At 67.0% G+C, this 12,714-nt stretch carries 12 protein-coding genes; 5 read left to right on the forward strand and 7 right to left on the reverse strand.

The features are described from left to right. Positions 1–13 precede the first annotated feature (13 nt). Genes API01S_RS25355 through API01S_RS25365 form a run of 3 tightly spaced genes read left to right on the forward strand, consistent with a single transcriptional unit; the run spans position 14 to position 2,732 of the window. A complete protein-coding gene (locus API01S_RS25355; RefSeq protein WP_061306459.1) occupies positions 14–1,000 on the forward strand; it encodes a metal ABC transporter substrate-binding protein in 987 nt (328 codons plus the stop codon). A 50-nt stretch (positions 1,001–1,050) separates the two neighbouring features. Next, positions 1,051–1,644 (forward strand): DUF1007 family protein, encoded by a 594-nt coding sequence (locus tag API01S_RS25360; RefSeq protein WP_231689362.1) that lies wholly within the window; start codon positions 1,051–1,053, stop codon positions 1,642–1,644. Continuing rightward, positions 1,635–2,732: a nickel/cobalt transporter gene (locus tag API01S_RS25365; RefSeq protein ID WP_006216401.1), complete on the forward strand. Its 1,098-nt coding sequence runs from the start codon at positions 1,635–1,637 to the stop codon at positions 2,730–2,732. Before API01S_RS25360 ends, API01S_RS25365 begins: the two co-directional genes overlap by 10 nt. 31 nt (positions 2,733–2,763) lie before the next feature. Here API01S_RS25365 and xerC read toward each other — a convergent pair whose 3' ends face one another. The 5 genes from xerC to API01S_RS25390 are packed head-to-tail and all read right to left on the reverse strand — an operon-like array spanning position 2,764 to position 7,205. Next, entirely contained in the window at positions 2,764–3,771 is a 1,008-nt protein-coding gene (gene xerC, locus API01S_RS25370) for a tyrosine recombinase XerC (RefSeq protein ID WP_050728451.1), read from the reverse strand. Between the two features lie 22 nt (positions 3,772–3,793). Continuing rightward, a complete protein-coding gene (locus API01S_RS25375; RefSeq protein WP_006216399.1) occupies positions 3,794–4,471 on the reverse strand; it encodes a DUF484 family protein in 678 nt (225 codons plus the stop codon). A gap of 4 nt (positions 4,472–4,475) precedes the next feature. After that, on the reverse strand, positions 4,476–5,387 hold the full coding sequence (gene dapF, locus API01S_RS25380) for a diaminopimelate epimerase (protein ID WP_050728452.1): 912 nt from the start codon (positions 5,385–5,387) through the stop codon (positions 4,476–4,478). Positions 5,388–5,414: 27 nt separating this feature from the next. Next, entirely contained in the window at positions 5,415–6,305 is an 891-nt protein-coding gene (locus API01S_RS25385; protein WP_006216397.1) for a lysophospholipid acyltransferase family protein, read from the reverse strand. Positions 6,306–6,338: 33 nt separating this feature from the next. After that, complete coding sequence (locus tag API01S_RS25390; protein WP_050728453.1) at positions 6,339–7,205, reverse strand: lysophospholipid acyltransferase family protein; 867 nt, start codon at positions 7,203–7,205, stop codon at positions 6,339–6,341. Between the two features lie 274 nt (positions 7,206–7,479). On the opposite strand from API01S_RS25390, the gene metK reads away from it, so the two are divergent. Continuing rightward, a complete protein-coding gene (gene metK / locus API01S_RS25395; protein WP_046802994.1) occupies positions 7,480–8,643 on the forward strand; it encodes a methionine adenosyltransferase in 1,164 nt (387 codons plus the stop codon). 94 nt (positions 8,644–8,737) lie between these two features. On the opposite strand, the gene API01S_RS25400 is transcribed toward metK, so the two are convergent. Both API01S_RS25400 and API01S_RS25405 read right to left on the reverse strand, forming a co-directional pair. Continuing rightward, complete coding sequence (locus tag API01S_RS25400) at positions 8,738–10,168, reverse strand: amidase (protein WP_061306460.1); 1,431 nt, start codon at positions 10,166–10,168, stop codon at positions 8,738–8,740. A 72-nt stretch (positions 10,169–10,240) separates the two neighbouring features. After that, positions 10,241–11,560 carry an MFS transporter gene (locus API01S_RS25405; RefSeq protein ID WP_006216392.1) on the reverse strand — a complete coding sequence of 440 codons (1,320 nt, stop codon included), beginning with the start codon at positions 11,558–11,560 and terminating at the stop codon, positions 10,241–10,243. A gap of 82 nt (positions 11,561–11,642) precedes the next feature. Here API01S_RS25405 and API01S_RS25410 point away from each other — a divergent pair, with 82 nt between their 5' ends. Further along, positions 11,643–12,647 (forward strand): Lrp/AsnC family transcriptional regulator, encoded by a 1,005-nt coding sequence (locus API01S_RS25410; protein WP_061306461.1) that lies wholly within the window; start codon positions 11,643–11,645, stop codon positions 12,645–12,647. Positions 12,648–12,714: the final 67 nt, after the last annotated feature.

The following is a 12,714-nucleotide window of genomic DNA, read 5'->3' on the forward strand; positions in this document are numbered from 1 at the left end:
AAGGAGATTCGCTATGCGTTCCATTTTGCCGTCGCGCCGTCGCGCCCTGATGGCCGTGGCCGGCCTGTGCCTGTCGGCGGTATTCGGCGTCGCGCATGCCGCCGAGCCGTTGAAGGTGGTGGCCAGCTTCTCCATCCTTGGCGACATCGTGCGCGAAGTGGGAGGCAAGGACGTCAGCCTGACGACGCTGGTGGGACCCGATGGCGATGCCCACGAATATGAGCCCACGCCCGGCGACGCAAAGAAGCTGTCGGCCGCGCAAGTGCTGTTTGTGAACGGGCTGGACTTCGAGACCTGGCTTCCCAAACTGACGAAGGCATCCGGTTTCGCGGGCAAGACGGTGGTGGCTTCGCAAGGCGTGACGCCGCGCAAGTTCGCGCAGGCAGCCGCCGGGGATAAGCATGACGACCATGACCATGAACATGATCATGACCACGACCACGATCACGGAGACGGTCACCATCATCACGGCGACGCCGATCCGCACGCCTGGCAGAACCTGGCCAACGGCGTGATCTACGCACGCAACGTGGCAGACGGCCTGGCGGCCGCCGACCCGGCCCGTGCCGAGGCTTATCGCCAGCGCGCCGCCGCCTACATCACGCGCTTGCAGGCATTGGACACGTCAACCAAGGCCACGTTTGCCGCGATTGCCGCCGACCGCCGCAAGGTGGTCACCTCGCACGACGCCTTTGGCTATTTTGGCGACGCCTACGGCGTTTCGTTCATCCCCGCGATGGGCGTGTCGACGGATGCCGAACCCTCCGCCGGGGAAGTTGCCCGCATCATCGAACAGGTCAAGCGCGACAAGGTGCCGGCCGTCTTCGTGGAGAACATCTCCAGCCCCAAACTGGTTCAGCAAATTGCGCGTGAAACCGGCGCCAAGGTGGGTGGTACGCTTTATTCCGACGCCCTGTCCAAGCCCGGACAGCCCGGCGCGACCTATTTGGAAATGTTTGAATGGAACGTACGTCAGCTTGCCGCGGCCTTGCAGCCCTGAGCGCCGCGACGGCCTTGCTGGCGGCGGGGTCCGCCAGCGCGCATCCACATATGTGGATCGACGCCCGCGCAGTGATCGATATCGACGCCGAGCAGCGCGTCACCGCCGTCCGCCAGGTCTGGCTGTTTGACGAAATGTTTGGCGCTTACGCCACGCAAGGCATGGCCAAAGGCAAGGGCGGTTCCTTGCCGGCCGCCACCTTGAAGGGCATGGCCGATGACTGGATGAAGTCGCTGGGCGAGCCGATCTCGCACTACTTCACGCGCGTCACGGTGGCGGGTAAGACCGCCACCTTCGCAGCCCCGCGCGATGCCCGTGTCGACTGGAACCCGAAGACCACACGCCTGACGCTCTCGTTCACGTTGCCGCTGGCAACGCCGCTGCCCATCGGCGCGGACGGGGCGCAGGTGGACATCTATGACCCGACCTACTTCGTCGCCTACGCGTTCGACGAGAAAGGCGCGGTGGCGCTGGGCGGGCCGAACGCCTCGGCCTGCACGTCCGCCTATCGCAAGCCCAAGGAATTGGATTGGAAGACCATGCAGCAGTTGGCGGCCATCCCGGCCGATCCGGAAGCGTTGCCGGACGAACTTTTTGCCATCACCAAGGGGCTGACGCACCGCATCGAGGTGCGATGCCCGTAGCGCGCTCGCCGTTGACCCTTGCGCGCTGGACGACGGGCGCAGTGCTGCTTTGCTGGTTGCTGCTGCTGGGCGGCGCGGGCGCGGCGGCGGCGCAGGGCACGCATCCCTTCGGCGTGCCGGAAAGCGGCGCAGGCATGGGAGGGCCGGGCTGGCTGGCCAGTTTCTTCGGGCAGGTGTCGGTCTGGCAAAGCCATTTCTATCGTCAGCTCACGGGCGCGGTGCGCGCGTGGCAGGCCGATGGCGGCGCCGCCTGGGCCCTGATCGGCCTGTCGTTCGCTTATGGCGTGTTCCATGCGCTGGGCCCCGGACATGGCAAGGCGGTGATTTCTTCCTATGTGCTGGCCAACCGGCAGACCGCGCGCAACGGCGCGCTGCTGGCGTTGGCGTCCGCCTTGATCCAAGCGCTGGTGGCGATCGTGTTGGTCGCGGTGCTGGCGCTGGTGTTCAACGCGACCGCCGCCACGATGAACCAGGCCACGCGGTGGCTGGAGCTGGCCTCTTATGCGCTGGTGACGTTGTTGGGCGCGTGGCTGGTGTGGGTCAAGGCGATCCGGCCGCTGCTGCGGCGTCGGCGTGAAAGGCCTGCTGATCAGCCGGTGTCCACGCCGCCGTTGAAAGGCGCGGCTGCGCTCAGTGCGATCAAGGTGAATGGGGCGGCCAGCGCGACGCCCCATCAACATCAACCCCACCATCACCACGATGACGACTGCGGTTGCGGACACGCGCACGTGCCTGCGCCCGATCAGGTTGCTGGCGCGCTGAGCTGGCGACGGGCGACGTCGGCCATTCTGGCCGTGGGGCTGCGTCCGTGCAGCGGCGCGCTGATCGTGCTGGTGTTCTCGCTGGCGCAAGGATTCTTCCTGGCGGGCGTGGCCTCGGCGTTGGCGATGGGCTTGGGCACGGGCTTGACGGTGGCGGCGCTGGCCTGCCTGGCGGTTGCCGCTGGCGGGGCGGCGACGCGCGTGGGTCAGCGTTTATCCAGCCAGGGCGCGGCGCGCCTGCGATACGGTGTTGAAGCGTTGGCCGCGCTGGCGGTGTTGATGCTGGGGGTCATGCTGCTGGGCGGCATGCTGGCCGGAGGCGGTTGATGGCGTCAGGCCTGCACGGCCCGCGCCACCTTCAAGACTTGCGGCCGGCGCGCGGATGCGCCTGATCGTAGGCCTTGGCCAGATGCTGGAAATCCAGCCGGGTATAGATCTGCGTGGTCGAGATGTTGGCGTGGCCCAGCATTTCCTGCACGGCGCGCAGGTCTTGCGCCGATTGCAGCACATGGCTGGCGAAGCTGTGGCGCAGCACGTGCGGATGCACATGCGTGGGCAGTCCGGCCGCTTGCGCAAACTGCGCCAATTGCAGCTGCACCACGCGCGGCGAGATACGCTTGCCGCGCGCGCCCAGGAACAGGGCGGCGGCGTCTTGCGGCGCGGGGGAGGGCGGCGCCAATTGGGGGCGCGCGGCTATCCATTTGCTCAGGGCGGCCACGGCGGCCTGGCCGACGGGCACGGAACGGCGCTTGCCGCCCTTGCCCAGCACTTCGACCTCGGCTTCGTCCAGCTTCAACCAGCCTGCGGATTCGTAATCGGCCGTGCGCGTGTAGCGCAGGTCCAGGCCCACCAGTTCCGACAGGCGCAATCCGCTGGAATACAGCAGTTCGAACATCGCCTGATCGCGCAGCGCGACGGGCTCGTTAGCCACCTTGGCGGCCGGTCGGTCCAGCAGGGCCTGGGTCTGTTCGACTGACAATGCCTTGGGCAAGCCGCGCGGCGCTTTGGGTGCGCGCACGCCCGCCACGGGGTTGCCGGCCAGATCGACGGCCGGCGCCCACCACTGATAGAAGCCGCGCCAGGCCGCCAGCGTGCGCGCCAGGCTGCGCGGTCCACGGCCCTGCGCATGCAGTCGCGCAATGAATTGGCGGATGTGGCCGTTGGCGATCTTGTCCAGCGGCAGCTTGGCGCGGTCGGCCAGTTCGTGCAGAAAGTGCAGCTCGCGCCGGTAGCCATCCAGCGTGTGCGGAGAATAACGGCGGTTGGTTTCCAGATGACGCAACCACGCGCGCATCGGCTCGGGCAGCGCAGCGGTGTCTGCTTGGGCGGCGCCGGGCGGGGGCGCGTTGTGCGAGGTCTGATCCATGTCCGCTCGCCCTGTCGTGGCGCTAGGCCTTGGGCGAGGCCGGGTTCAATCGATGCAACGCGGCCGAGGCCAGTTGGCCGATGGATTCCAGGAAAGCCGTGCCCATTTCAGGCGTGAAGCGTTCAGGGTCGTCGGAGCCCAGCACCAGCAGCCCCACGGCCGCGCCGTCGGCTTCCAGCCGCAACGGCACCAGCGCCAGCGACTTGGGTTTGCTGTCGAGCCAGCCAGCGGCTTCGAAGTCGGTGTCGGTGCCGCAATACGGCGTCTTCAGGCTGTCGGTGAAAGTGCGCACGTCTTGCGAGACGGGTTCGCCGTAACCGGTGGGCGGCAGCTCGGACAGGTTCCACAGGCGCAGCGCGACGTGGTTCAGGTCGAACTGCTCGGCCAGACCCAACGCGATTTCGCCGGGTACGCGCTGCGCGTCGTTCTCGGACAGCAGGCGGCTGCACCACTTGGCGACATGCGTGCCGATGCTTTCGTTGGCGGTGGCGTTGCGCACCAGTTCGTTCAAGCGCCATTCCAGTTCGCGGTTGCGTTCGCGCAGCGTGAGGATCTGGCGTTCGCCCAGCGAGATGGCGCGCGATCCGTGCGGGTGCGGCACCTGCATGGTGGCGAACACGTCGGCATGTTCATCGAAGAAGCCGGGGTGGTCTTGCAGGAATGCGGCGATGTCGTGGGCGGTGAAAGCGGTATCAGTCATAGGGTCAGCGGTTCAGCGCCATGGAGAAGACGAGCTTGTCGATGTCGACTTGCCCCGTGAACACGGATTCGGCCGGGCCGGTCATGCGCAGTTGGTCGCCGTTCCAGGCGACGGTGAGCACGCCGCCACGGGTTTGCACGCGCACGGGCGATTCCAGCAAGCCGCGGCGGATGCCGGCAGCGACGGCGGCGCAGGCGCCCGTGCCGCAGGCCAGCGTTTCGCCCGCGCCGCGTTCGAAGACGCGCAGGCGGACGTTGTGGCGATCCATGACTTGCAGGAAGCCGGCGTTGACGCGGCGGGCGAAGCGCGGATGGGTTTCGATCAGCGGGCCCTGGATGGCGACGGGCGCGGTGTCGACGTTGTCCACGACCTGGACCGCATGCGGATTGGAGATGGCCACGGCGGACAGCCAGACCTTGGCGGGCACGCCGTCGGGGGCGTCCAGGTCAAGTTCCCAGAGGGTGTCTTCGCCTTCGCGCATCGAGGCCAGGCCGGCGGTGTCGAAGGGCAGGGCTTCGGGTTCGAAACGGGTGCTGCCCATATCGACCGTGACTTGTTCGTCGTCGCCTTCGTCCAGCACCAGGATGCCGGTGGCGATTTGCGCGCGCAGCGGGTTGCGGTCGGACAGCCCTTGTTCATGCACGAAGCGCACGAAACAGCGCGCGCCGTTGCCGCAGTGTTCGACTTCGCTGCCGTCGGAATTGAAAATGCGATAGCGGAAATCGGCGTCGGCGACGGTGGGGCGCTCAACCACGAGGATCTGGTCGGCGCCGATGCCGAAGTGCCGATCGCCCAGGGCGCGCGCGCGCTCGGGCGTCATTTCGATGGTCTGGCGGACCCCGTCGAGCACGACGAAATCGTTGCCCGCGCCATGCATTTTGGTGAAGTTCCAGTTCATCGCTGGATTATCGCCCATTATTCGGGCGTGGACAGCCGGGCCGGATCAATAGAGCTTGGCTTCGCCGGGCGGGCGTGTCTTGAAGCGGCGGTGCACCCAGTAGTACTGGCTGGGGCAGCGGCGCACCCAGGATTCCAGCTCGCGGTTCAAGCGGGCGGTGGCGTCTTCCAACGATGCGTCGCCGGGAAAATCTTCGAGCGGCGGCATCACGTCCACATGGTAGCGGCCTGTCTCGGGATTCCAGAATCCGACGATGGGCACTACCGCCGCATTCCATTTCTGCGCCAGCTGGGCCGTGGCCAGCAACGTGGCGGCCTCTACGCCGAAGAAGGGCACGAAGACCGAGCCTTGGCGGCCGAAGTCCATGTCGGGCAGGTAATAGACCGGCCGGGGCGCGCGCAGGTGACGGATCAGGTCACGCACGCCATCCTTGCGGCTGACCAGGAAAACTTCGTTGAAGCGCGCCCGCCCGGCGGCCACGACCGCATCGATGTGCGGATCGCTTTGCGGCGTGTACATGGTGGCGGCGCTGGGCACTTCCATGGTCAGGCGCGTCGCGGCCGCGTCCAGCGCGATGAAGTGCGGCGCCAGCAAGATCACGGAGCGGCCCTGGGCGGTCAGCTCGTTGATGCGTTCCGCGCCGCTTTGCGTGACCATGTCCTTGATGGCCTCGGGCGTGCCGTACCAGAGCACGCCGCGATCGACGATGGATTGGGCCAGCGCGCGGAAATGCTGCGCCAGCCATTGTTCGCGCACGGATTCGGGCTGGTCGGGAAAACAGAGTTCAAGATTGCGTCGCACGATGCGCGCCCGCGATTTCGCCAGCCGGGGCGCCAGCCAGCCCAGCACGGCACCAATGCGCAAGCGCGTTGACGGCTTGATGCGGCCGAACCATTTCAACAGGGAAACCAGCGTGCGCGTCTTTGAATCTGTCATCGTGTCGGGGAGTGACCGGGCGGCGAAAAGGTGTCAGCGAGCGGACGCAGCGGCGTCGGCATCGGGGGCGGGGGGCGCGCCGCGCGGGGTCTTGTAGCGGTTGTAGCTCCACAGGTATTGCTGCGGGCAGCGGCGGATCAGCGTTTCCATCGCGGCGTTGATCAGCGCGGCCTGCGCGGTGGGATCGGCCGGCAGCGGTTCGGGCACGCGCACGTAATGAATGCGCCAGCCCTTGCCCCGTGGCAGGCGCTCGCCCGCCGTCAGGATGATGGGCACGTTCGTTTGCGTGGCCAGCTTGCTGGGCAGCGTCATGGTGTAGGCCAGCCGCCCGAAGAACGGGGCCCACACGCCGTCGCCCACGCTGGGAGCCTGGTCGGGCAGCATGCCCACCGACTCGCCGCGCCGCAGCGCGCGCACGAATTCCCGCACCCCCTGCATGGTGGCCGGCACGGCGTTGACGGCGGAACTGTTGCGCGCCGTCTCCAGCAAGGGCGCCAGGATGTCTTTGCGCGGGGGACGGAACATCACCGTCATGGGCATCTGGCGCGCCAGGTAGCGCGCGGTGATCTCGAAGCAGCCCAGGTGCGGGGTCAGGAACAGGATGCCGCGTCCTTCCGCGCGCGCCGTGTCGACCACGTCGTTGTCGTCGGACACGACTTGCGCCAGGCTTTGCTCGTTCCTGAACCAGACGCGGGGGTTCTCAAGAATCATCGCGCCGGTCTCCGCCGCAGCGCGGCGCGCGAACGCGGCGCCGGGGTAGCCGGCCTGGGCAGCGTTGGCCTGAAGACGGCGCCGATACTTGCCGGGCCAGGCGTACACGGCAAGCCCCGCCGCGCGGCCCAGGGCGTGCGCAATGGGTAGCGGCAAGGCAGCGAAGAGTCGGAACAGGGCGAGCAGCATTCAGCAAATAGGTAAGGACGGGCAGGGTTATGCCGGTAATCGGGAATATGTATACACCCCCGCCGCGAGCATAAGAACGGCATTTTCGCTTAAAATCCGCTCAGTCGCCGAGTTAACCGACAACTTGCGGGGCGACGGCAGGGGCACAGCGCATTGCGCCGCCTTTGCCAAATCCGCTAAAGCGTCGCGCCCAGATCGCGCATTCATGCAGTCCGGGGTGCAACGCGCCTCGTGAACCTCTGCGCCGGCAAGGCCGGACACCAAGGACGCATCTGTGGCCAATAACGACTTTCTCTTCACTTCCGAATCCGTTTCTGAAGGGCATCCCGACAAGGTTGCCGACCAGATTTCCGATTCGATCCTCGACGCCATTTTCACGCAGGACCCCAACGCGCGCGTTGCAGCCGAAACGCTGTGCAACACGGGCCTGGTCGTGCTGGCCGGTGAAATCACCACCACCGCCAACGTCGATTACATCCAGGTTGCGCGCGACACCATCCGCCGCATCGGATACGACAACACCGAATACGGTATCGACTACAAGGGTTGCGCCGTGCTGGTTGCTTACGACAAGCAATCGCCCGACATCGCCCAAGGCGTCGACCGCAGCTCGGAAGACTATCTGAACCAGGGCGCGGGCGACCAAGGCCTGATGTTCGGCTATGCCTGCGACGAAACGCCCGACCTGATGCCCGCCCCGATCTGGTACGCGCACCGCCTGGTGCAGCGCCAGAGCGAACTGCGCAAGGATGGCCGCCTGCCGTGGCTGCGTCCGGATGCCAAGTCCCAGGTGACGTTCCGCTACATCGACGGCCGCCCGGCTGAAGTCGATACCGTCGTGCTGTCGACCCAGCACGCGCCGGAAGTCACGCAGGAAACCATCCGTGAAGCGGTGATTGAAGACATCATCAAGCCCAGCTTCCCGGAAGGCCTGATCACCCCGCAAACGAAGTTCCTGGTCAACCCGACCGGCCGCTTCGTCATCGGCGGCCCGCAAGGCGATTGCGGCCTGACCGGCCGTAAGATCATCGTCGACACCTACGGCGGCGCATGCCCGCACGGTGGCGGCGCGTTCTCGGGCAAGGATCCGTCCAAGGTTGACCGTTCGGCCGCCTACGCCGCGCGCTACGTGGCCAAGAACATCGTGGCCGCCGGTTTGGCGCGCCAGTGCCAGGTGCAGGTCAGCTACGCCATCGGCGTGGCCGAACCCATCAACATCACCGTCTACACCGAAGGCACGGGCGTCATCCCCGACGACCAGATCGCCAAGCTGGTGCGCGAACATTTCGATCTGCGCCCCAAGGGCATCGTCAACATGCTCGACCTGCTGCGCCCGATCTACGCGAAGACCGCCGCCTATGGCCACTTCGGCCGTTCCGAGCCGGAATTCTCGTGGGAAGCGACCGACAAGGTCCAGGAACTGAAGAAGGCGCTGTAAAGCGGCTCTTTCATGAAAAATGCCCCTGCCAGCAATTGGCAGGGGCATTTTTTTTGACGCGGCCGAGCACGTTGGTTCGGCGCAGCGCTGCGTTCTACAGGCCCCAGGCCGACAGATCGGGCCTCAGCGGCGTGGGCGCCAGCACGGGCGCAAGCGCCGCCGCGCAGTCCAGCATGGCGGCGTCGCCGCCTGCGGGGGAGAGCAGTTGCACGGCCATGGGCATGCCTTCCGGGTCCAGGCCAGCGGGCAACGCGATGGCGGCCGCGCCCAGGAAGTTGGCCGGGCGCAGCAGCTTGCCCAGGCCCACATGGCGCACGTCTTGCGCGTCCAGCGCTTGCGCCGCCTGGTCGCATGCCGGCATCAGCAGCGCGTCCAACCCCTGCATTGCCGCGGCGAAGGCCGCCATGTCGGCCTGGCGGCGGACCAGCGCCGCTTCGTAGTCGGCTTGCGCGATGCGGCCACCCGCCGCGATGCGCGCGCGCACCACTTCCCATAAGGGTGCGGCGGGGTTTTCGGCCAGCGCGCCGTAATAGCGATAGGCCTCGTAGGCCAGCACCACGGAGTTGTCATCGGCCATGCGCTCGAACGAGAGCGACGCGGGCGGGTGCCAGGCGGTGGGGGTCAAGCCGGCCTGCGCCAGATGCTCCTGCGCCTGGTGCCAACTGACCAGACCGGCATCGGACAGCTGCGCGGGCCACGCCTGCGGGGCCAGCACGGCAACGGCGGCGGCGCGGCGCGGGGCGGGATGGCGCAGCGCGGTGACGCAGGAAGCGGGCAAGGCCAGTGTGGCCGCATCGTCCACGTCCGGACCGGCCAGCAACTGCGTCAGCAGCCGGGCGTCGGCCACGTTGCGGGAAAGCGGGCCCAGCACGTCCAGCGTGTCCGACAGCGGCAGGCAGCCTGCGCGGCTGATGAGGCCCGAGGACGGCTTGTAGCCCACCACGCCGTTCAGCGCGGCCGGCGCGCGCACCGAGCCGCCCGTGTCCCCGCCCAGCGCAATCGCGGTCAGCCCTGCCGCCATTGCCACGCCCGCGCCGCTGGACGAACCGCCCGGCGCGCGCGCGACCTTCGCATCCCAGGGGTTGCGCGCCGTGCCCTGCGTGGGGTTCTGTCCGGACAGTCCGAACGCGAATTCCGTCATGCGTGTTTTGCCCAGGATCACCATGCCCTGAGCCGCCAGCCTGCGCACCGCCGTCGCGGTCTCGGTGCTGATGACGCCGCGCCGGGTCTGCGAGCCACCGGTGGTGGCGATGCCCTGCCATTGAAGGCTGTCCTTCACCGCCACCGGCACGCCGTGCAGGGGGCCCAGCAGCATGCCCGCGTCCCGCAGGCGGTCGGCCGCGTCGGCCTGCGCCAGTGCGCGTTCAGCGGTGACTTCGCTGAAGGCGGCCAAGGGCGCGGCGCGTTCGATGCGGTCCAGGAAATGCGTCGTGACCTGGCGGGCGCTCAGTTCGCCGTCACGGATGGCGCGCGCAAGTTCGCGAGCGTCTCGAAAATGCAGGTCGGTGTGGTCTTGTGCGGGCATGGGTCTCTTGAAAAAGGAAAAGCTTTCCGGCCCCAAGGGAACCGGAAAGCGTTTGCTAGGCGTGCATCGCGCTTATTTCAGCGTCTGGCCACGCGTTTCGGGCATGCGGATGAAGGTGATCAAGGTGATCACGGCGCCCGCCAGCACGTAATAGAAGAACCAGCGTTCCATGCCTTTGCTTTGCAGCCACGTCAGCAGATAAGGGGTGGTTCCGCCCAGCAAGGCCACGACCAGGTTGTACGGGGTGCCGATACCGACGGCGCGCACGCTGGTGGGGAATTGCTCCGACATGATGGCCGGCGCAATCGCGGTGTACATGGCATACAGCACCAGGCCGAACAGCTCCACCGCCAGGATCGAACCGAAGGACGGGCCCAGCGTGGTCATCAGCGGATAGAAGAACACCAGGTAGCCGGCTGCGAAGAAGATCAGCTGCGGCTTTCTGCCGATGCGGTCGGACAGGATGCCGAACAGCGGCTGCACCAGCATGAACACGATCAACGCCACGGTGTTGGCGGCGAATGCGGTCTTGGGATCGGCCCCGACCTGGCGGATGGCGTAGGTGGGCACATAGGCCACGAAGATGTAGAACGCGAACGTGGTCAGCACCGAGAAGCCCACGATGCGCAGCACTTCACGCGGGTGGTCGCGCAGCAGGGTGCGCAGCGGCTGCTTTTCGACGCCAGCCTGCTTGGCGTGCGAGAACGCTTCGGTTTCCGGCACCGAACGGCGAATCCACATGCCCGCCAGGCCGCCCAGGGCGCCCAGTAGGAAGGGGATGCGCCAGCCCCACGCGGCCATGTCGGCCTTGGTCAGCGTGGTCGTCAGGATCCAGCCCACGGCCGAGGCGGCCAGGATGCCGACGGCGGCGCTGAAGAACACGAAGCTGGAATAGAAGCCGCGCTTTTCAGGCGGCGCCATTTCAGCCAGGAACGTCGTGGCCGAGGCATACTCTCCGCCCAGCGACAAACCTTGCAAGAGGCGCGCGGCGGTCAGCAGCAGCGGGGCGGCCAGGCCGATGGTGGCGTAGGTGGGGGTGATGGCGATGATCAGCGAGCCGCCGGCCATCATCAGAATCGTCAGTCCCAGCGCGGCTTTGCGGCCGTAACGGTCGGAGAAGATGCCCAGCACCCAGCCGCCCACGGGACGCATGAAAAAGCCCACGGCGAAGATGCCGAAGGTAGCGAGCAGCGCGGTGGTTTCGTTGCCATCCGGAAAGAACTGGCCGGAAAAGAAGATGGCGAACGACGCATAGATGGTCCAATCGAACCATTCGACCGCATTGCCTACACTACCGGCCAGAATGGTGCGGGACCGGGAAATGGGCGCTGCGCTGTCGGGCGCGGTGCTTGCCCCTTGCTTGCTGCGCAAGGTTGCGGATGGGCTGCTCATGACGTCCTCAAAATAAGAATTTATTTTTGGTCAAAAAGACCGTTTAATTTTGTGTTTTTATCAATGCGCGAACGTTAGATTAATGAATATAGTCACGTCAAGTAAGGGTAAGCCCCTAATGCCAGCGCTCGATGACACCGATCTGGCCTGCCTGATCGCCTTGCAGGCAGACCCGCGCGCGTCCTGGCGCGAGCTGGGCGCGGCCACCGGCATTGCCGAGCGCACCGTGGCGCGCCGCATTCGCCGCCTGATGGACGCGGACGCGCTGCGCGTCATTGCCGAACCGGACCCGCTGGTCATGGGCCAGGGCGTGGTGCTGCATGCATGGGTGCGCTGCCGATCGGGCCGCGTGCCCGAGGTGGCGGAACAGCTGGCGCGACTGGACATCAGCCAGCTGGTCGTGACGCTGGCCGGGACGGCCGACCTGATGGCCGAACTGACCCTGACCGATGCGGCCGACATGCCGGACGTCGTCACGCGGGTGCTGCCGTCGATCGACGGCGTCGAACACGTGGAAGCGCGTCTGGTGCTGCGGCCCTTTCGTCGTGCCGGCCAGTGGCGCATCCAGGCGCAACCCGATGCCGTGGCCGACGCACCGCAAGCGCAACCGCCCGCCGCGCTGACGGAAGCCGAGTCGCGCATGGTGGCGCATCTGATGCGCGATGGGCGCGCCAGCCTGGCGGAACTGGCCGAGCAGGCCGGCGTCAGCGAGCCCACCGCGCAGCGCCTGCTTTCCCATCTGGTCGAGCGCCGGGCGCTGAGTTTCCGTGTCGAGGTCGAACCGGCGCTGGTGGGGTTTCCGGTCGAAGCGGTGATCTCTGTGCAGGTGCGGCCGCAAGCCGTGGACGCGATGGCCGCGCATCTGGCGCTGGACCCGCACACGCGCTGCCTGTTCGGCACCAGCGGGGCCTCGCAACTGTTCTGGCACGTGTTGTGCCGCGACAGCCTGCACCTGTGGGAAGTGACGACCCGCCGGCTGGGTGAACTGGACGGCGTGCTGAACAGTGAAGTCGGCGTGGTGATGCGCGCGCACAAGCGTTGCGGCATCGTGCGCGCGGGCACGCGTCTGGGGACGGACGCGGGCTAGCGGGTGGCGATGTTGCGGACGCGTCGAGAGCGGCGCGGCGCTACGCGCGAACAGGCTGCGCGCCATC

Origin of the sequence: Achromobacter piechaudii NBRC 102461 (assembly GCF_001571245.1) — a bacterium.
In the GTDB taxonomy this organism is placed as follows: Bacteria; Pseudomonadota; Gammaproteobacteria; order Burkholderiales; family Burkholderiaceae_B; genus Achromobacter; species Achromobacter piechaudii.